The organism is Bdellovibrio sp. HAGR004 (assembly GCF_055397015.1).
The window spans coordinates 94,435-113,497 of record NZ_AP029176.1; the positions used below are offsets into that span (position 1 = coordinate 94,435).

Sequence of the window (19,063 nt, forward strand, 5' to 3'; positions counted from 1 at the left end):
TTGGTCTTTCTACTCGCTGTCAATATCGTTGAAAGTTATTCGTCCCTTCATGCGGTGACTGGGGCCTTCAAAAATGCAAATATGGGCATTCTCGAACATCCTGTCGATGGCAGCACTTGCCAGGATCGGATCGGTAAAAACTTGTGGCCATTCTTCAACGTCGCGGTTGCTGGTTAAGATCATAGCCGAATTGTGCTTGCGTCGATCAAATAAATCGAAGATCTCCTCACTCACGTCTCGTGGCATTGTTACGACGCCCCAGTCATCCAAGATCCATAGCTTTGATGTTAGAATTTGTTTGAATAAAACATCGAGCTTATTGTTCTCGCGCGCTTTACGGATCTTTGTCCCAAGTCTTTTTACACTCGTACAAAAAACACTGTGACCAGCCTGCGCAGCGCTCATCCCAAGAGCAATCGCAAGATGACTCTTGCCCGTGCCGGGACTTCCCAAAAACAATGCAATTTCGTTGTTCTCGATAAACTTTAAATCTTTCAGATCCTCGATTTTTTCGCGCGGGAGTTTTTTATTGAAATCCCAATTGAACTGCTCAAAGCTTCTTCGCTCTGGGAACTCCGCTTTCTTAATCCTTTTTTCTACGGCGTTATCTGCCCTTGCATCTAATTCCGTGGATAGAAGCTCACTGAGCCACTTAAGATCCTGGCTGCGTTTTCCTTTTTGAACTAAACCCTCGATCTCTGCGGATGCCGCGGGCATTCGTAACTGCTTTAACTGATCGCGTATCACATCTATTGTCATAACTGTCTTTCCTTTCAGTGGGCCTGGTTGCTATGAACCAGACGTAAATGGTTTTTATACTCACTCATGTCGCGCGCAAACTTACCTCCCACCGTCTGCGCGGATAAAACCTCCTCATGACGAGGAGCTTTGGGTTTTGGCTTTGCCATAATATTCAATAGTTGATGAACTGTTTTTAAATTTACCTGTGATAACTCCAGCGCTGAAAGGCAGGCCTTGTCGATGTCGGCATTGCTGTACTTCTTGTTCAGCGTCAGAAGACCCCATACGCTGCGTGTATCAACAAAACCTTCGCCTCGAGCCAAAATAATTCCTACAAAGCGCTCAACATTGACGCCGATAATTTTTGCTTGCTTCAGATAGTGACCATGATCTTGAAGAGTCTTCTCCCAAGACTCCTTGTAATGATCTTTACAGGCTTTACTTGTGAATTTATCTTGGATGCGCTCGTAAACTTCTAACAGTCGACCGTTGCAGTAGATACTTACTTGAACTGAATTACCAATCACCAAAGCTATTTCGCCTTTGAGTCTTGTGTCTACTCGGTAGTACTTGTTTGCAAAGCGAACATAACCATCAGACCTCACTGTTGAGCGAGTGATGGTTTCCACTTCGTAGCGTAATAAAGGAAGAGGCTTTAACAACGAGGCTTCATCGTTAAGAAACACATCCAAAGGTTTTTGTAGGTGAGTCCCGTGCTTTCTCTCATTGGCGATACTCATCTTTTTATTCATGTGTGACTGTGCGCCGCTCAGTGAATATTGGGACTTATCGTAGGATTCAAAAAGGCGACGCTTCATTGGAACCATTCGCTCCACTTTGCCTTTTTTCTCTGGAGAATAAGGCGGCAATGCCTCGACAACGAACCCGTAGTGCGAGGCCAGTCTTTCAAAGGCCGGGTTCAACGTCGGCTCGTGCTTTGATGCCTCATGAACAAAGACTTTGGGATTATCAGAAGTCACTTTACGAGGGACTCCGCCAAGTTCCTCAAACATGCTTATTAAAACTTCGGCAGTTGTTTCAAAGTCGAGTTTCTCTACAACTCGGGCCATCTCGTAACGAGAATGCCCAAGAACGCCAACGAAAATCCAAATTGTTTTTTTCTTTTTTGTGACAGGATCGACGACGTCAAAGAGCTTTCCCCAGTCCACCTGCAGACATTCCCCCGGTGAGTGAACAAGCTCCATCACATTGCGCGCAGGTGCGGATCGCATAAGTTTGTGGCGGTGAATGTAGCGGTAGAAGTTAGATCGCGGGACAGAGAGCGGAAGCTCTTCAAAAATACTTTGCGGACTCCAGCCAAGTTCAATGCGCTCCTTGATCCATTCGCGCTTGGGATCTAAGATGGCATCCGTTTCAATGGCCTTCTCGCTGCGACCATCGCGCAGCGGAAACAGCGCCTCTGGGTAAGGTGGGATTTCTTTTGAGGTTTTGCAGTAGATTTTCTTCTCTGGGTTTGCGACGGCTACATAGCCATGCTCTATCGCCTGGTCGCGGATTTTTATGACGTAACCTTTGCCTTTACCAGTTGATTTAGTCAGTGCGGTGAGTGAGTGTCCTTCGCGAAGGCCTTCGACGATTTTTCGGTCCACTGTGATTTTCTCCAAGTCCTTTTTTCTGAGTTTCCGCATGCGTATTCCTTGCTGTAGTCTGGTTGTTAAACCAGCAGCTTAGCGCATGGGATCAGATGGAGAAAATGTGCTGAAAACGTAAGCAATTGCCCGGTCAAATTAGGTGGGATTTACTTCCCCCAAAGCCGGTCCACTTACGTGGGATTTGCCCCCCTTGAAACCGGTCAAACTACGTGGGATTGGACAATCGCGGAGAAAATCAAATCGCCACAACAATCAAAAGAAACTCCAAAGGTCATATTATTTCTGTAGAGAACCCTTTTGAGGTCAAACGTTATAGCTACAAGACTGGGGATACTCGGGACTTGGTGGTGAAGGCAGAGATTGAATTGGTGGTTCTGGGCAAAGTAGCATCGCTGGAAGCTTATTCTTTTGGCTATGACGGAAATGATCGACTTATCTTTGCGCTAAAACCTGACAAAACAAAAATTGAATTTAAGTGGTCAGAAGACGATGTTCTGACGCAAGTACAACGCCCCGGAGTTGCGGTTGAATTGGTGTACGGCTCAGACAACGAAGTAACGGGCGTTAAGTTTGGTGGCAAGACGTTGCCGGTGAGTATTTATGAGGCCGGAGCCACAGCTCAAGAGATTGCAGCGGTTGAGACTTATATCGACTTCCATAGGATGCAAAAGCTGACGATTCCCTCTTACTAAATGAAGCTGTGTTACCCCCCTTGGGACGCCATTTTCGTGAGCCCCCCTTTGATTTTCGGGGGCTCGGTCGCACCCTCGTATGAGGATTATATTGACCTGAAGCCCCCAACCTCAACTTGACTAAGTTCATGCGGCCCCATAAATTCGTCGACCTATGAACAAAGAATTTATGTTAAGAGCCATCGAACTTTCCAGAAACAATATGAACGCGGGTGCGGGCGGTCCTTTTGGGGCTGTGATTGTAAAAGACGGAAAGATCATTGGTGAAGGTTGGAATAAAGTAACCTCTTCCAATGACCCAACGGCTCATGCTGAGGTTTCTGCGATTCGCGACGCCTGCGCGAAGAGCAACAGCTTCGAACTGGCGGGTGCAGAGATCTATACAAGCTGCGAACCTTGCCCGATGTGCTTATCAGCAATTTACTGGGCGCGTATTTCTAAGATTTACTATGGAAATACACGTAAAGACGCAGCCGAGATCAATTTTGACGATGACTTCCTTTATCAGGAAATCCCTAAAGATATTAAAGACCGTAAAGTTCCCATGATCCAATGTGCTCATGCGGAAGCCCTTGAGGTCTTTAAAGAGTGGGACAGCAAGTCCGACAAAATCCCCTACTAAAGCCCAAGAAATAGTTCAGGACTCCTGCCCGGAAGTCTTCTTAGAGAGAATAAAGGAATGAAAGCACTTTCATTCCTTTTTCTGTTTTTGAGCGTTTTTTCCGTCGTATCTTGTCAGCATAAGGAAAAACAAATCCCTAGAGATATCGCCTCATTACAAGCTAATGGGGGGATGGAGGGTATTTGGTTTTTACAAGGCACCTCGTCTACGCGGGGTCCGTACAATGGAGAGTTGGAACTGCGTAAGTCTCACGACGGGACCTACGACGTTGTCCGAATGGTCACCTATATCAACTATTTCTTCGATGGCTTGAAAGTTCAGGAAGTCTGGACTGGAAAAGCCGTTGCCACAGGCGAAAGCCTGACGATCTCTTATGATCTGAAGCAAGCCGACTTCATCACTCGTTTGGGCGACCTGAAGCGGGATCCTTCGGACTTCAGCAATACTATTAATGTGGTGTCCCGTTACACCGTCACCCCCAATGGGCTGGCGACGTCCTATGCGGATAAGAAAGTTTCAAGCTATACCGAGTGGATTACGACAAAAAGGGAGCTTGAATCCAAACCTCTCTGGGTGAATCAAAGGCAACTGATCAGCGCCAAGGGCCCTAAGATTCCCCTGGTTGTGCGTGGAGTAATCAATGTCTTTAAGAAAGACATTGGCTATGAAAAAGACCCTTTGGTGAAGTCTTACAAGAACAGAAAAGAGTACAAGGATGAAAATCCTTATATCGTCTTTGATCCAACGGATTTTGAATTCTATCGTCGCAACAAGGATATAATTCGCGTTGCCAATAAGATCGTGGACGACATCAGCATCACTGAAGCCGTTGTGAAACGAAACGCCTATGCACCGACTTTAGAAGAAAAGGCCCGCAGCTATGATCGAAATGCACGGGACTTTCATATCAATGAAGCCGGGATTGTAACTCCCTCCCAGATTGATGAGCAGGGGCGCTTGGTTGCTTTCAATCTTCACGGGGATGCTGCGCTGTGGACGGGAATGTACCTGGGGTCTCAGGCAATGCGCTATCAGCTAACCAAAGAAGTTGAGGCGTTGGATAACATCAAACGCACCCTACGCGGCTTGATGACACTGATGGAAATAACCGGAGATCCGCAGCAGTTTGCCAGAACGCTTGCGATCTATAATCCGGCCAAAGGACTTCCCGATTCCATGTGGCACCAGGGCAAAGGCAAGTTCCAGCATCTGATGTGGCAAGAAGGTGGCAACAACGACATGGTCAAAGGAATCACACATGGATTCCTTTGGGCAGGACTGGTGCTGCCCAAATCTGAAGTGGAGCTGTGGCGAGATTTAAAATCTTATTCTCGCAAGCTGATTGACCTGCAGGTCGTCTGGGATAAACCACAGAACAAAGCGGCGGCTTTGGGGTTGGCGGCATGGCTGACCAATGATCCCGCCTTCAAAGAACAGTACATCGGATATTATGGCAAAACTAAAACGAAACTCAGTGGATTTAGCTTCGACACCACTTTCTATTGGCATGGATCTGCCGACTGGAGTGGGATTAACTTAGGGCTGGTGGGGGATATCACCGATATTACGATTGCCGATCTGTTGGGGCAGACAAAAATTCGCGATCAATTGCGCGAGCGCCTGATGGATGCATGGGTGACTTACGCCCCCGCACAAAGACACCTGCAAACACTGGTGGCTTACGGCTTTGCTTACAAGCATGGAACGCGCGGAGGAAACTTCCGTTCAGAAAGCAGTGATGCGAAATTTGCCGAATCCTTAAAGCAGGCAAGTTGGGGTTTGCGAGAGATCCCCTATCCCCGTCCTAACTTGAATGTCAGCATCGACCATTCGCTGCGACCTGATTGGTGCATGTCACCGATTCCAAGGTTGTTCTGGAAGGCTTTGAAGAAGCCAGAACCCCCGATCGATTATTTCTATCAAGGGCTTTACAACTATCCGATCTTTGAGCTGCAGGCCTTTGCCAGCAACTTTGTCTGGAAGGACACGGCTTTTGGTTATCAGATTTCACATGTCAAGGGTGAAGAGGAATCCGGAGTGGACTATCTTTATGCCTATTGGTTAGCAAAATACGTGGGTGCGAGTAATGTTGAGTAAATGGATCTATACCGCTGCCTTAATGGTGTTCCTGGCAGATGCGGCTTGGGCAAAGAAAGAGATTCTGGTTTTAGGCGGGGGCGGAGAACCCGAGGGCGCAACCACAATCTTTGATGAGACACTTAAGAACTTGGGCACGTTTTCCAAAAGCGCCGGGTGGAAGCCCACCGTGGTGTTTAACGGTGGCCACAAGACAACGGAAGCTTTGGCCAAACAAGCCGGCGGCGGAAAAAATATCCCTGCAACGACCGACAATCTGAACAAACAAATTGAATTGTTTAAGCAGAAGATTCAAAAAGGCGAACTGAAAAAGGGTGATCAGCTGATGATCAGTGTGGCGACCCATGGGCTGGAGGCGGCTCCTCCTTTTGAAACTCATGCGGTGTCATCAAAAAATGGCACTTTCAACATGGATCGTCTGAAAGCTCTTCGTGATCTGGCAGAAAAAAAAGGCGTCAAACTTGCGATCATGGATTTTAGCTGCCATTCCGGGGCCACCTTAAAGTTGGGCACAGATAAAACATGTGTGATCTCGGCTGCATCTTCCAATGTGGGCTATAATACGACGGGATCTTCGATTGCGGGCAATTTGAGGGCCGGGGGAAATTTAGAGTATGCCTTTCTGGGGGCCAGATCTTCGCCGGCGGGTTTGTCTCCAGGGACACCGCAGATTTCCACAGAGGCAGGCAGAAAAACCTACCAGGCCACAGCCTTTCTTTCTGACTCCATGAGAGAAAGAAGTTCCTTGGATACCTGGGCTGAAAAAGGCAAGAAGGCGGAAGCCTGCAATCTGACAAATGCATCGTATGTGAAACTTGCACGAGAGCTCAAAGACATTAAGGAATCATATGGACGACTGTCAGGCATTCGTGCCTTGGCGGGACTGCCGGATGTGGATCAAGCCAAGGCTCAGCTTCAGCAGGCAATTAAGACCTATGAATCGGCCCGCAATCAGGCGTTGGCAGCTCATCGTGCCCAGAGTAAATACGACCAAGAGGTGTGCTTAGAGCTGGTGCCGAAGATGAATTACTGTGGAACAATGACTCAATTTGATTTCGGCTACGAGGAAGTAAAAAAACAAGCGGCCTCCAACCCGTCTCCGGCCATCAAGGCGGAACTTCGGGCCTATGAGAAGTTTGTAAAACGAGAGGACTTCAAAAAATGGAAGGCAGCTGCGGCCTCCTACGCAAAGCAGGCTGATGATCTTTACTGGAAGGCGGAAAAGGTCGGCCAGGCGGAAAGAAAGATATACGATGCTCTTTACACTCGTTACTCAAAAGAATCCAAAGCACCGAATCCGTGCAGGGACTTTAAATTATGAAATCTAGAATGTGGAAAACTTTGTTAATATCTGTGATGCTGGGCTTTTCTGTGAAATCCTTTGCGCAAGAAAGCTTCAAATGCGGTGAGTACGATATTACCGGAGTCGTCAAAAAATCCGATGGTAAATTTGTGTTGAAGTTGTACGAAGGCTCGATGAGCGAAATCACCCTGTCTTTGCCGGTCGATCTTGAGGCGGCGGCCCAGGTTTATGAAAACAAAGCTGTGCTCTTAAAGGCGAAGATGATGGCCCCTGTGAAGGACACTCGTGGCGTGGTGCAGTCCCTTCTTTCTGATGAGGAAGTTAAAAAACTTTTAGGCCCTGAGTCGCCATATTCAGCGCGCTTCCTTCGCGAGGATATCAAAGAACGCGTGCCAGATCCTCTGCATCCGGATCTGGATTCGGGAATGATACTCACAAAAGAACTATCCTGTGATGGCACTCGAACGCCAAGCTCGAAAAAGTCAGGGAAGTCAAAAAAGTAGGATTTGCTAAACCGGGGAACTTCCTCTAAAAAGGCTGCATTATGAAAAAGAAAACTGGAAGAGACTCAAAAGAACTGGCCGACTTTGCTTTGGGTGAAAATCAAACCAAGTATCCAGAAACCTATGCGCCGGAGGTGTTAGAAGCCTTCGACAATAAAAATCCCGGCAAGATTGCCTGGACGACTTTTGTGTGTACCGAGTTCACCTCGTTGTGCCCCAAAACCCGTCAGCCGGATTTCGCCAAGATTTTTGTGAATTACATCGCTGACAAGAAGATGGTCGAATCCAAATCTTTAAAGCTGTACCTTTTCAGTTTCCGCAACCACGGGGACTTCCATGAAGATTGCGTGCAGACGATCTGTGATGACCTGGTGAAGTTGATGAAACCGAAGTACATCGAAGTTATAGGTGAATTCACTCCGCGCGGAGGCATCGCGATTTATCCTTACGCAAACTACGCAGCAAAGGATAAGTTCTTCCAGGACTTGTATAAAAAGCGCATGAGTGAATACGCCCCGGGAAAATACTCCATGGAGCTTTCCAAGCTGTACTAAGGCTGAATTTGGAAAGTTTCACCCTTGGCATGACTTGCAAGGTGAGCAATATGGTTCAGCGGTATATTATACACATTCTTTTTGCGGCTGTCGGGCTCACTCTGAGCCTTGGTGCCTTTGCTGCCGACCTTACCTCCACCTTTTACACTGTTTTAAATAGCCAGCCATCGTTAAGTGCGCAGGAGCAAGAAGGCCTTAGGGCTTATGATATCTATCTAGTGCCGGGTATCTTGTCTGAGTCCTTCCTGGATGGTGATGAACGATCCTCGATCACGTTTTCTCGTTTGACGGGGGAATATTTTGAAGCTCAGCAAAAACTACTTCAGAACCATTACGGCTTGAAGGTTCAACGTCTTTCCAGTTCTTCACAGTCTGTTGCAGAGATCAGAGCCAACATTCGTCATGCTCTTACCGTATCGCGGTCGGCGCAAAGAAGGGCTTTGTTTGTTACCCATTCCTTGGGTGGGCTGGCCTTGCTAGAAGAGCTAGTGAGTTTTCCCGGCCATCAGAGTGTGATCGCGGGAATCATTTTTTTACAAAGTCCATTTCAAGGTTCCCCAGTGGCTGATGTTTACTTTGAAGGGCCATTGCATTTACACAAATGGCTGCGACCGATCATTCCGTACTTCAACACCTCTCCAGACACCATACATTATTTGAGCACTGCCGTTCGCAGACAGTTTATGACTGAAAACCGAATGATTATTCAGGAGTTGACTCAACGAGTTCCGACAATCACCGTCGGGGGCGTCGTGAACGGCCACAGCAGTTTGTTCACTCCGGCCGTCAATATCATCGCGACAGGCTGCTTTAAAGTTGTTCTGGGTCAATGTGTGATCCGCACGTCTTTCAAGGGGCCCTATGACTCCAGCGATGGCATGGTTCCGTTTGAAAGCTCTAAAATTGGTTCCGCCGACTTCATTCGCCTTGAGGGCGTAGACCACGGCGAAACGGTCGTAAATATCCCGTTCGAACAGCACAGCAAGGATCAACTAACGACAGCGTTGCTGAAGACCCTATTTTCGAAGCTTGATAGATAGTACAAGCGCCTAAGAAACAAATTTTATGGGAATAAAATGGCGGAGAGGGAGTTTTGATCCTCCCGTACTCGCCAAGTTATTGAGATCATTGCTGTCTCAAGTCTCAGCAATAGCAAAAAGAAGCTCTCAGTAGCACGCACTGTCTATTTCCGTAAGTTTCGTAATTGAACAACATTGTCAGCCTGAGCTGCCGGGAGCCTGTATCCCAACTTCTCAGTGCCATCTTTAAGTTCAATACCTGACTTGCGTAGATAGACGTTTGTTGTCTCCATGTCGGCGTGTCCCACTATCGCCATCACTCGCGCAAGGCTTTCGCCCCTTGCCAGTAGGTTTGTGATAAACGTCGCTCGTAAGTCATGGAAACGAATCTCTGTGATCTGAATTGATTTGCAAAAGCATTTTAACACCTTTGCAGCCTCGCCTCTGGTCCACTCTGTCGGATGCGGAAGTACAAATTCTTCTGGGCCTCTTTCGAGTTTCAACTCTTTGAGAAAACTCGAAAGCTCGCCCGAGATCGGCACAATCCGCATCTTTTGGTTCTTTGTACTGGTGAATCCATTTTTAGAACTCCATGACTTCGAGACGGATATAGTTCCATTCTCAATATCCACATCTGACCATTTAAGAGCGTAGAGTTCACCTGAACGCATTCCCGTAAAAAGAGCCACAACCCATATTGGATAGAAACGATGATTCGTTGCCTTGGCTTCCGTTAGAAAAATCTCAACCTCTTTATTGGTTAAAACCTTCTTTTCGGTTTCAGGCACCTTTACCATCATTCCGTTACAAGGGTTTCGATCAAGCTTTCCGTGATCCACAGCCATCTGAAGAACACGCTTGATGATCTTTAGAACCCATTTGCGTGTATGCATCGTGGTTTCTGGGGGAATCACCTCGAAGATCAAAGAGTGAACATCAAGTTTTGTGATGTCCTTAAGCTCTTTGCCTTTGAAGGGTTTATTCACCCACTTATCAAGCGTCTTCTGATAGCTATAAAGAGTAGAAGGGCGGTAAGTGACCTTCATGATGTTCAGACACTCTTCTGTCCATTCTTCCCATCGTGGATCAACCTTGGATTCTTTTAGAACCGCAAGCTCGCGCTTTAGCTCGAACTCGATCACCTCGGCTTTGCGAAGTGATTCGATGTTCGTTCGCTTTCGCTGAACCCTTGTTCCTCGGGCGTTAAATCCATTCACATAGACTTCAAAAAGTTTTTTCCCGTCTTTGATTATCGTTCTGACTGCCATAACTTAGGCTCCTTTTCTGATGAAAAGGGCTTGGCAATCCCTCAGACGAAACCGGAGCCTTCTACCAAACTTGTAACCAGGAACCTGATCTCGATGGACCATGATCCTAAGTGCATTTGAAGACACTCCTAAAAACTTTGCGGCCTCATTCGTTGTTAGCCATTCTTTGCTATTCTGATTGTCAAAGAGCCTTGGCACTGGAAAAGCCAGCACCGTGTTTTCGTTCTGCATTTTTATTCCTAAAATTTCCACCCAACAAAAGGTGAAACATAGAACTCAAAAATGCGCGCAAATCGTTATATCTTAAAATCTCAAATCTATCATTTTAAAGCACGACTGCTTTAAGCAGTTTCCTTCTCTAAACGCTCGGCAATCCATATTTTAAGTAGCGTCTGATAACCGATATCGCCTTTCTTGCGAGCCACTTTTTTCAGTTTAGCCACCATCTCTTTTGGAAGCCTGATACTTGTTGAAACCCCGGAAGCTTTCTTTTCGGGCTTCACCTCAACGGACTTTGATTCATCCCATTCGCTAGGATTGTATTTGTATGCTTTTACTTTTTTCTTCATAAGTCCCATCCAGTTATGATTCTAGCCATTGATGCGCCAAGGTCTTCAAAGATCAGTCGAAGACTTCTACCGCCGTTGGTTCTTCCGTCTATGCGATACCGTCTTGGCCCATGTTTTTTCTTGTTGGGCGTTATCACATAGCGATTGAAGAACACTTCCTCGGCCTCTTCTGGGCTTATGTGGTGTGCTCCAAGGTGCTCTTCGTTGTCCTCATCCCAAATGAAGAAGTACCAACGCTTTCCCGTAAGACCAGACATACCTATTGTACCTCATTTGTAGCTACAAGTAAAGATGCCTGTTTTCTTGCCATGCATCGTGCCCTCACCAGAGCTTTTAGCTTGTCTGATTCCGCGTTCTTCAATTCCGATTCCTCGTCTCTAAACAATCTCTTTTTCTTTTCTAAAATCATGTTTTCACCCAGTTAAAGCCTTGGGTTTTCAATTCTTTGGCCAGACCCGAGACCCCTCTCAATCAACTTGTTGGGTGGGAGGGGTCTCGGGTCGTCCGGACAAAGATCCCCCGGCCCAAGGCGGCTTGGTTAAAGAAAGTCTCAATTTATTAAAACAGCAGTTGTTTTGGTTGCTTAGCTCACGATTCGGACTTCGTTTCGAAGTCGATTTTATCCCATTCGTTACATTCAAAAAATGAGACAGCTATCTCATTCATGTGCGCATGGTGTTGCTAGTTCTCGCGTCCCTTTCGGGCTGAGCGATTCGACTTTCGATCCCTGAAAAATTTGTGCGCCCATAATACGGGAACTGAGGCCGGGGCCTCACTGCCAACTCTCATGATGACATTTGGCACCTGTGTCTAAATTCAGCGGTGTTCGCGTATTCGGTAGCTATCAAATCTTTGGTCTTGTTTCAAATTGATACGCCCTTTGGTTAATTGAGGCTCTACAGCACGTTCTCGTTTATCAAGGAAATCATTGAAGTTACCGATAGCATTTGGAGAATCACATCTCAGGAGTTAGCTTGAGTGAATTGCAGGAAAAAACTATTGGAAGGTCGGATCTTTTAGTTTCCCATTTTTTGAACCTTTTAGGAATTGGGATATTGCTTTGGGGCACCTCTGTTCGAGCAGAAGGGATCTGCCAACATCGAGATCAAAATAATCAATTTGATTTGTTTAACCTATCAAAGACCATTTCGGAAAATTTTAACGATGATATGGCTGCAATTTATCAGGAGGCGTTGAGGTGCCCTGATAGGGTATGGAATTCGCCGCATATAAAATTAGGTACAATTCCGACATACTTCTATCGCGCCTCTGAATCTACAATGTGCAAGTTAGAAAACAAAGATTCGGTATGTTTAGACAGTAATGATGTTTTGGAGAAAGATTCTGCCAAACGGTATCTGGCTGACTTTGTTGGATACGCGATATACTTCGATCAAAAAAACAGCCGAGAATATTTAGTCTTGAATCGAAGCTGGAAAGACTTTCTGTCTAGCTTTTTTCTTTCCGGAAGTTTGACGCAATAATTTAGTGTAGAGTTTTCATTTTTTCTTCCCGATTTTTTGACTTTCGATCTGCTCTGGCATTTTCAATTTTTTCACGGCGTTCATTTAATACCAGACCACCGCGACCAAAAAACATATCTGCTGGGCGTAAAAAGTTGATTCCCGCATGCAGCCGCTGGTGATTGTATTCGTAGCTGTACTTGTTCAGTATTTCCCAGGCCTCTGCAAAGTCGCTAGGCTGCCCTGGGCGAAGAGCTTCTTGTTTGACCGTGCCGTTGAGCCTTTCGATCTTTCCGTTGGTCTGAGGATGATTTCTGCGCGTAAATACCTGCTGGATCTCGAGCTTCTGTAAAAGTCTTTTAAAATCGTGACTGATAAATTGGCTGCCATTGTCGTTGATCAGCCTTGGCTTGGCATGGGGGTACTTGTCTTTCACTCGCTGAACAAAGCCTTCAACTGAACCACCCAGCATGTCAGTCATTAATTCCCAGTCGAGCAAGTATCTTGAGTACCCATCAAGCATCATAATTAAAAAATAAAAAACTCCACCAACTTTGACGTATGCGATGTCCGTGTGCCAGTGATAGTGAACATGCTTGGGCTTGTGGCGGTATTCTTTTTCAGTGCCGCTATTTTCGACTCGGTTCCAGCCTTGAAGTCGATTGTGTTCAGATAAAATATCGTACACTTTACTCTCTGATAAAAAGGCCACATTTTCGTCGACCATTTGCCAGGTGAACTTGCGGTAGCCAATATCCGGATGTAGATCTCGATACGCTAACACTGCCGCCACCTCATCAGGACGAACGCTTGCGGCACTTAGGACAGGCTTTTTTTCTGAAACGACATTCGGCAGCTTTTGCCAGTCGTAATAGGTGGATTTTTTTATACCAAATAATTCTAAAATAATTTCTAAAGAAAGATCCGTTCGCTGCTGAAAATTAGAAATGTCAGCGGCCGCAACGGATCTTAAATGCCTCGGAATCTCTACAGAAGGCCCGATTCCCCAAGACTTTTTTTTAATTCAATAACTTCACCGGCGATGTCGGCAATAATGGCTTGTTGGCGTAAGTTCTTCTTTTCAAGTTCCTCGATCTTACGAAGCTCCGCCTTAGTGGGGCCAGAGTCAGGCTTTTTAAACCCATTCAGAGCAGCTTTTAAAAACTGTTCCTGCCAGCGATAAAACCCGGCGGGACTGATATCATACTTCTTGCAAATCTCCGACACAGAGGTCTTTGTCGTCATCTGCTCTTTTACGATTTTGAATTTCTGGTCTGGCGTGTAGTGCCGACGTGCTTTACCCTGATCTTGTTCCATTTACTTCAACTCCTTTTGACGCAATATCGAGATTAAATCATCCCTTAAATATCCGCGTCAAAAGTCCGATTAACAAAAAAGCGGGACATTTCGAGATCGTGCTGAAAGTGCCAATCGAGATTTTCTCAATAAGGTCAATTCGAGAACACGTAAGTGTGGCCGCTTTGCTAGCGAAGGGACATTAAGGCCTAAACAACTGGATATCCAACTCAACAATCGGAGCGACGTCGCCGGGTTCTGCATCCACGAACACTTTCACTTATTTCAGCGAAGCTGGCCAAGAGTAATCGGAAACTCAGAGAATTTGAAAAAGGAGATGCATACTGAGGGATACAGGGAAAAAATTGAACTGCTTCGCGAACGCCTGACTTACCATCTGCAGACGTACATTGAGCTACGATTGGGAGGGCGGAATAAAGAAGCTGAAACGCATCTTGTATTCACGAAAGGCTATTATGACGAAATGAAGGCCTCATTTCCTGAATCCTTTAGCCAATTGAATGACAAGTTCGAGGGAGTCGCATTTTATGTCGAAGCGCGATCCCATGGGCTCCATAGTCTTGGCTGCGATGCTAAAGAAGAGGAGATCAAAAGGTCCATGGCTGCATTTTTGTCGGATCGAGTATCGAAGCAGGCTGGTATTAGAGATAGTCCATATGTTTTAAATTCTCTAGCTTCTCTGGCCCTCGACGTAAACGGTAACAATAATTGGAAGAATTCGGTCGAAACTTCGCAGCAAACTCCTTTAGACATTCTGCTAAAACAAGTGCCAACACCAACTTTGAAACAACTCCAACGAGATCGTGTAGCGGGACACGCATTGGCAAAATGCATGGCTAAGTAATTCAATAAAGAAGCATTAGAGAAGCAAAAAAGAAGCACACACACGAAATTTGCCGAAAGATTTTGAAAGATTCGATCCGAGGGCGCCAGGCTCTTCTCTGTGATTTTAAGTATTTAGTTTTACTGATTTTGCGCTGATCGCTGATTTTGTTACTGCTGAAAATTGGCGGAAAGGGCGGGATTTGAACCCGCGGTACACCTTTTGAGTGTACGAGCGTTTAGCAAACGCTTGGTTTCAGCCACTCACCCACCTTTCCGCGGTCGGTTTATTTCGACTGAGGATTCAAAGTGCCATAGCCGGGTGCTTTAATCAAGGACTTGGCCGGACCATTTTTGTAATTTTATCAAGAATGCTTGATTTTTCCCTGGCCGCAGTCTATCTATACTTCTCTTTCACAGTGCACTCGTAGCTCAGCTGGATAGAGTACATGACTACGAATCATGTGGTCAGAGGTTCGAATCCTCTCGAGTGCACCATTTTTTCTCTTTTAAATTCCCCTGACATGATTATTTAATGCGTAGCGCAAATTCTACCCAGCTTCGCTAAGACCGTTCGTTTTTCGGCTATTTTGATTTCACAATCGATCCATCCACGGGGTTGAAGTAGATCTCTACCTTTTTGCCGTCTTTATTGGTGCCATAGATTTCATAGCATGTGCCGGGTTGTTTGAATTTTGAAATCTTGTAGCCCTCGGCCTCGACCTTTTTCTTAAAGGCCTCTTCGGTCATCCATTTTTCTTTAGGTTCCGTCGTGCACTCTTTCTTGGCATAGGCAGAGGAAGCAGCGCTCACTAGTAGCAGGGTTAGAATAAGATGTTTCATGTTTTTTCTCCTTTTGAGCTGGGATTATTCCCAATCACTTGGACTCAGTATCGCCATTATTTAAAAATTGGGAATGGTCTGAAAGGCCTAAGTGCTTGATTAAAGGCACAATAGACCTTTTGCCCAATGGACGTAGCCTGCAAAAGAGACGAGTTTAGAGGTGTCAAAGGCACTATTTCCTTAGGAGGTTCAAGATGAGATCGGCTTTAATCTACGATCTGCCCACGCGACTTTTCCACTGGTTGTTTTCTGGCTTATTTTTGATGTCATTTATCATAGCTAAGACTGTCGATGACGAGGCTGTGACCTTTAGTTATCACATGCTGGCGGGCTTGCTATTGGGGGGCCTGGTGGTGTGGAGACTGCTTTGGGGTGTTGTCGGATCAAAACACGCTAAATTCACGGGCTTTAGCCTGAACCCTCTTGATCTGAAAGATTATTTCTGGGGTATTTTGTCAGGATCCAAAAAACGTTGGTCGGGACACAACCCGGCTTCAAGCTGGGCGGCCGTGACCATGTTTGTTTTGGCGCTGGGGTTGGCCATCACCGGTTATCTTATGAGCACTGGCAGCAAGGAAACCTTCGAGGACATTCATGAGTTTATGGCCAACACCTTCATCGTGGTGGCGGCACTGCATGTGGCTGGTGTGGTTTTACACTCGCTCCGTCATCAAGATGGAATTGCGCTGAGCATGATCGACGGGAAAAAAGAGCTGGATGAATCTGGCGAAGCCATTCCGTCCTCGCGTGGATTCGCTGCGGTGTTGTTGCTGGCCCTGGTGGTCTCAGGCGGATTGTATCTGGCTAAAAACTTTGACTCTCAGAAGCGGACTCTATCTTTGTTTGGTCAAACGCTGCAGATGGGTGAGGCCGAAACACAGTACGAGGGTGATGACGACTGAGAAGTTTCCTTATAGGATGCAATCATGAACCACAAAGAGCGTGCAGTCCTTATTGTTGTGCTTGCCACAGTGGCCCTGATGGTCGCCATTGATTTAGTCACAGATTCCCAGGAAGGTGTGGCGGTTTGGCATGTTCTGGTTGAAGGCGGGGCCGGATTGGCGGCCCTGTTTGGGATTTTTTATGTCCTGAAGGACTCGTTCAATCTGCAGCACAAACTGTCGGACTCATTAAGTGAAAATGCCAAACTTAAACAAGAAGCCCAGGACTGGAAAACAGAAGCTCAGAAATATATCGAAGGTCTTTCTAAATCCATTGATCTGCAGCTTTCCAAGTGGAATCTGTCTCAGGCCGAAAAAGAAGTGGCTTTGTTGTTGCTAAAAGGGCTTTCGCTCAAAGAGATCGCCGAGATCCGCCATACCACCGAAAAAACGGCGCGCGTTCAGTCGATTGCGATCTATTCCAAGTCAGGCCTGGCAGGACGGTCGGAACTGGCGGCCTTCTTTCTGGAAGACCTGCTTCAGCCACAATCCGTGCAATAGCCTCCCATGTTATAGCTAGCTAGTTTCAACTCGCCGAGTTAAATTTAAGCGATGAAGATCTCATTTTTTCTAAAAATATCAATGATGCTGATTGCTTTGGCGGGGGTTCTATATGCGATCCGAGCCCTTAACACCGGGGATGTGGCCGATAAACTTTCGGATCCGCAAAGCGCCTTGGGCCTTTTGATTGGCAGCGACTATCGCCCTTATAACTGGTGTCCGGAAAAGACCACCAAAGTGGATGTATTCACAAACGAGGGCACTCTGCTCCGAACTTTAGAGGTTCCCGCTGACGTCAGCGCGGTGTGCGAAATCATGATGGGGGCTTTTTCCAGCGAAGGGATCGAGGAAAGCTCTTATCAAAAGGTTTTGGCGGCCCACGGGATCGCCGAATCCGAGATCGTGATCCTGGAGGGGGTGGCTGGAAAGCCGGTTTTCCGCGTTAAAGGGATGCCTTTTAGTTCGCCAATGCTTTCCAAGGCTTTAGATAGGCTTGCAGCCCCTTAAGATTATTTCTGTTTGACAAGAATGGGCCAAAGCCGCTAATTTAGCCCTTCACCGAGTTCAGAAGTAGCTCAGTCGGTAGAGCAAGCGGCTGTTAACCGCTGGGTCGGGGGTTCGAGTCCCTCCTTCTGAGCCATTTTCCTAATGATTCCAATAGCTTAAGTCATTTTGTAGGTGGTTTTCAGGTAGGGGTTGTAGGTGGTCTACATTAAAGCCCCAATCCATTTTTTCCGATTCATTCGGTGGAGTGGACAAATGGCAAAGAAAAAAGACCAGAAGACCAAATCAGTAAATACCAAACAATCAAAATCTTCAGAAATAAATCCCGATTTAAAATCACCAGAAAAAACATTAAAAAGTCGTGGAACTTTTTGGGTCAATGAAAGAGAAAATGGAAAATGGCGAGTCCTTTTTCAAAATTGGTCGGGTGGAAAAAAACAAAAGCCCGAACAAATCCCTCCAGCAATGTATCCAGAACTTGGTCTCAAGCCATATCCAGAAATGTCTGTGGACGAAGCCAAGCAAGCAATCACTGACTACAATAAAATTAGAAAAAAAGACATTAAGATTTCTCAATCACAAATCAGAGCCTTGAAACGAATCCAAGAAATGAAGGAATATGATAAAACAATTTTTCCTCCTCAATTAGTTTCAGAGTTTGTCAGTCGTCTTCGTTCACGAAGCGAGGGTAAAGATAGATTTAAAAATAGATTGGTTCGCAATTTTGAAATCGTTCAAGAAATGTGTGTTGAACTTAATTTGCTTCCACACGATTACGAAGCCAATCTTGATAAAATCACCGCCTATTTCAAGGACGAAAGCCGACAATACTCTGTTTCTTACTCAGAAGACATTTTGTGGGTTCTAAATAAGTGGGGACATTTTTATAGTCGCCATAGGAAGACTTTTTTTGAACCCATTGGCAGACTTAAAAATAAAACCAGAAAATCAATTAAATCTGAAAATATCAAAAAGAGCGGTGTTCGTAGAGAAAGTTTACCAATGACTTTGGAACTTCTTAAAAAATTAAGAGGTAAAATTGATATGACAAAGTTAGAAGAGGTTTACAAATATAACTGGGTTTTTATCTCATTTGTTTTTGGACTTCGTCCCTCTGAATGTGATTCAGTAATCAAAGACAAATCAATTTTGAATATAAATGGAATCACCGCAATTAAAGCCATTCAAACAAAATTGTCTGAACTTGAAGAAAGCGAACAAATTAAAAGAATACCTGTCATTTGTGTGGAGCAAGAAGAAGCCCTTGAATACATAAAAAAGGGACAAGCAAAAAGACCCAGTCCCAAATGGATTGCTGACTATTTAAAACAATCAAAGACCTCACCCGAAAACTATGACCTTTACTGTGGAAGAAAAGGTTTTGTTGATTTTATGTTGGATAAAGGGCAGACCCTTGAAAACATATCTCTTTGGTGCGGTCATAAAAGTGTTGAAACCAGTTGGAAACACTACAAGGATAGAAATCGCATTGACTTTGAAGACACTGATTTTACTTTGGAAAAATACAAAAAGAAAAAATCAGGCTAAAAAATCACACACACAAACCCTACCTGAAAACTGTGAATGATTCTTGCTTAATACTCCTTATGAGAGATTAAACCGACTTATATTGGTTTAAAGGCAGTAAATGACTGCCTCAAATTGGTATATGTCAAAAACTTAAACACAAA

At 45.5% G+C, this 19,063-nt stretch carries 21 protein-coding genes and 3 tRNA genes; 15 read left to right on the forward strand and 9 right to left on the reverse strand.

Annotated elements, in window-relative coordinates:
- Positions 1 to 9: 9 nt before the first annotated feature.
- Together istB and istA are read right to left on the reverse strand one after the other, a co-directional pair.
- Complete coding sequence (gene istB / locus ACZ5ZV_RS00475; protein ID WP_464117240.1) at positions 10 to 759, reverse strand: IS21-like element helper ATPase IstB; 750 nt, start codon at positions 757 to 759, stop codon at positions 10 to 12.
- Positions 760 to 773: 14 nt separating this feature from the next.
- A complete protein-coding gene (gene istA, locus ACZ5ZV_RS00480; RefSeq protein WP_464117241.1) occupies positions 774 to 2,390 on the reverse strand; it encodes an IS21 family transposase in 1,617 nt (538 codons plus the stop codon).
- A gap of 173 nt (positions 2,391 to 2,563) precedes the next feature.
- On the opposite strand from istA, the gene ACZ5ZV_RS00485 reads away from it, so the two are divergent.
- The 7 genes from ACZ5ZV_RS00485 (at position 2,564) to ACZ5ZV_RS00515 (ending at position 9,165) form a co-directional block, all read left to right on the forward strand.
- Positions 2,564 to 3,046: a hypothetical protein gene (locus ACZ5ZV_RS00485; protein WP_464119270.1), complete on the forward strand. Its 483-nt coding sequence runs from the start codon at positions 2,564 to 2,566 to the stop codon at positions 3,044 to 3,046.
- A 154-nt stretch (positions 3,047 to 3,200) separates the two neighbouring features.
- Positions 3,201 to 3,668 carry a nucleoside deaminase gene (locus tag ACZ5ZV_RS00490; RefSeq protein ID WP_464119272.1) on the forward strand — a complete coding sequence of 156 codons (468 nt, stop codon included), beginning with the start codon at positions 3,201 to 3,203 and terminating at the stop codon, positions 3,666 to 3,668.
- 171 nt (positions 3,669 to 3,839) lie between these two features.
- Positions 3,840 to 5,765 carry a hypothetical protein gene (locus ACZ5ZV_RS00495; protein WP_464119273.1) on the forward strand — a complete coding sequence of 642 codons (1,926 nt, stop codon included), beginning with the start codon at positions 3,840 to 3,842 and terminating at the stop codon, positions 5,763 to 5,765.
- Positions 5,755 to 7,086, forward strand: a complete 1,332-nt coding sequence (locus tag ACZ5ZV_RS00500; RefSeq protein ID WP_464119275.1) for a hypothetical protein — start codon at positions 5,755 to 5,757, stop codon at positions 7,084 to 7,086. The genes ACZ5ZV_RS00495 and ACZ5ZV_RS00500 overlap by 11 nt, the downstream gene beginning before the upstream one ends.
- The gene (locus tag ACZ5ZV_RS00505; RefSeq protein WP_464119276.1) at positions 7,083 to 7,571 is read left to right on the forward strand and encodes a hypothetical protein; all 489 of its coding nucleotides are present in this window, start codon (positions 7,083 to 7,085) and stop codon (positions 7,569 to 7,571) included. The genes ACZ5ZV_RS00500 and ACZ5ZV_RS00505 overlap by 4 nt, the downstream gene beginning before the upstream one ends.
- 41 nt (positions 7,572 to 7,612) lie before the next feature.
- Complete coding sequence (gene queF, locus ACZ5ZV_RS00510) at positions 7,613 to 8,125, forward strand: preQ(1) synthase (protein WP_464119278.1); 513 nt, start codon at positions 7,613 to 7,615, stop codon at positions 8,123 to 8,125.
- 50 nt (positions 8,126 to 8,175) lie between these two features.
- The gene (locus tag ACZ5ZV_RS00515; RefSeq protein WP_464119279.1) at positions 8,176 to 9,165 is read left to right on the forward strand and encodes a hypothetical protein; all 990 of its coding nucleotides are present in this window, start codon (positions 8,176 to 8,178) and stop codon (positions 9,163 to 9,165) included.
- A gap of 143 nt (positions 9,166 to 9,308) precedes the next feature.
- Here ACZ5ZV_RS00515 and ACZ5ZV_RS00520 read toward each other — a convergent pair whose 3' ends face one another.
- The 3 genes from ACZ5ZV_RS00520 to ACZ5ZV_RS00530 form a co-directional block, all read right to left on the reverse strand.
- Positions 9,309 to 10,412 carry a tyrosine-type recombinase/integrase gene (locus ACZ5ZV_RS00520; RefSeq protein WP_464119281.1) on the reverse strand — a complete coding sequence of 368 codons (1,104 nt, stop codon included), beginning with the start codon at positions 10,410 to 10,412 and terminating at the stop codon, positions 9,309 to 9,311.
- 3 nt (positions 10,413 to 10,415) lie between these two features.
- Positions 10,416 to 10,643, reverse strand: coding sequence for a helix-turn-helix domain-containing protein (locus ACZ5ZV_RS00525; RefSeq protein WP_464119283.1), 228 nt, complete (start codon positions 10,641 to 10,643; stop codon positions 10,416 to 10,418).
- A 110-nt stretch (positions 10,644 to 10,753) separates the two neighbouring features.
- Positions 10,754 to 10,981, reverse strand: coding sequence for a CopG family antitoxin (locus ACZ5ZV_RS00530; protein ID WP_464119285.1), 228 nt, complete (start codon positions 10,979 to 10,981; stop codon positions 10,754 to 10,756).
- A gap of 974 nt (positions 10,982 to 11,955) precedes the next feature.
- On the opposite strand from ACZ5ZV_RS00530, the gene ACZ5ZV_RS00535 reads away from it, so the two are divergent.
- Positions 11,956 to 12,465 carry a hypothetical protein gene (locus tag ACZ5ZV_RS00535; protein WP_464119287.1) on the forward strand — a complete coding sequence of 170 codons (510 nt, stop codon included), beginning with the start codon at positions 11,956 to 11,958 and terminating at the stop codon, positions 12,463 to 12,465.
- 1 nt (position 12,466) lies between these two features.
- Here ACZ5ZV_RS00535 and ACZ5ZV_RS00540 read toward each other — a convergent pair whose 3' ends face one another.
- Positions 12,467 to 13,228 (reverse strand): transposase, encoded by a 762-nt coding sequence (locus ACZ5ZV_RS00540; protein ID WP_464117477.1) that lies wholly within the window; start codon positions 13,226 to 13,228, stop codon positions 12,467 to 12,469.
- 203 nt (positions 13,229 to 13,431) lie between these two features.
- Positions 13,432 to 13,761: a transposase gene (locus ACZ5ZV_RS00545; RefSeq protein ID WP_034953877.1), complete on the reverse strand. Its 330-nt coding sequence runs from the start codon at positions 13,759 to 13,761 to the stop codon at positions 13,432 to 13,434.
- 304 nt (positions 13,762 to 14,065) lie between these two features.
- Between ACZ5ZV_RS00545 and ACZ5ZV_RS00550 the strand changes: the two genes are divergently transcribed.
- Positions 14,066 to 14,605 (forward strand): hypothetical protein, encoded by a 540-nt coding sequence (locus ACZ5ZV_RS00550; protein ID WP_464119288.1) that lies wholly within the window; start codon positions 14,066 to 14,068, stop codon positions 14,603 to 14,605.
- A 163-nt stretch (positions 14,606 to 14,768) separates the two neighbouring features.
- On the opposite strand, the gene ACZ5ZV_RS00555 is transcribed toward ACZ5ZV_RS00550, so the two are convergent.
- Positions 14,769 to 14,861, reverse strand: a tRNA-Ser gene (locus ACZ5ZV_RS00555).
- 143 nt (positions 14,862 to 15,004) lie between these two features.
- On the opposite strand from ACZ5ZV_RS00555, the gene ACZ5ZV_RS00560 reads away from it, so the two are divergent.
- Positions 15,005 to 15,081: transfer RNA gene (locus tag ACZ5ZV_RS00560), tRNA-Arg, on the forward strand.
- Between the two features lie 87 nt (positions 15,082 to 15,168).
- On the opposite strand, the gene ACZ5ZV_RS00565 is transcribed toward ACZ5ZV_RS00560, so the two are convergent.
- Positions 15,169 to 15,426 (reverse strand): PepSY domain-containing protein, encoded by a 258-nt coding sequence (locus tag ACZ5ZV_RS00565; RefSeq protein ID WP_464119290.1) that lies wholly within the window; start codon positions 15,424 to 15,426, stop codon positions 15,169 to 15,171.
- A 194-nt stretch (positions 15,427 to 15,620) separates the two neighbouring features.
- On the opposite strand from ACZ5ZV_RS00565, the gene ACZ5ZV_RS00570 reads away from it, so the two are divergent.
- The 5 genes from ACZ5ZV_RS00570 (at position 15,621) to ACZ5ZV_RS00590 (ending at position 18,920) form a co-directional block, all read left to right on the forward strand.
- Positions 15,621 to 16,328, forward strand: coding sequence for a cytochrome b/b6 domain-containing protein (locus ACZ5ZV_RS00570; RefSeq protein ID WP_464119291.1), 708 nt, complete (start codon positions 15,621 to 15,623; stop codon positions 16,326 to 16,328).
- 24 nt (positions 16,329 to 16,352) lie between these two features.
- Positions 16,353 to 16,868: a helix-turn-helix transcriptional regulator gene (locus ACZ5ZV_RS00575; protein WP_464119292.1), complete on the forward strand. Its 516-nt coding sequence runs from the start codon at positions 16,353 to 16,355 to the stop codon at positions 16,866 to 16,868.
- Between the two features lie 51 nt (positions 16,869 to 16,919).
- Positions 16,920 to 17,375: a hypothetical protein gene (locus tag ACZ5ZV_RS00580; RefSeq protein ID WP_464119293.1), complete on the forward strand. Its 456-nt coding sequence runs from the start codon at positions 16,920 to 16,922 to the stop codon at positions 17,373 to 17,375.
- A 57-nt stretch (positions 17,376 to 17,432) separates the two neighbouring features.
- A tRNA-Asn gene (locus ACZ5ZV_RS00585) sits at positions 17,433 to 17,508 on the forward strand.
- A 119-nt stretch (positions 17,509 to 17,627) separates the two neighbouring features.
- A complete protein-coding gene (locus ACZ5ZV_RS00590; protein ID WP_464119295.1) occupies positions 17,628 to 18,920 on the forward strand; it encodes a hypothetical protein in 1,293 nt (430 codons plus the stop codon).
- The last annotated feature ends 143 nt before the right edge of the window (positions 18,921 to 19,063 follow it).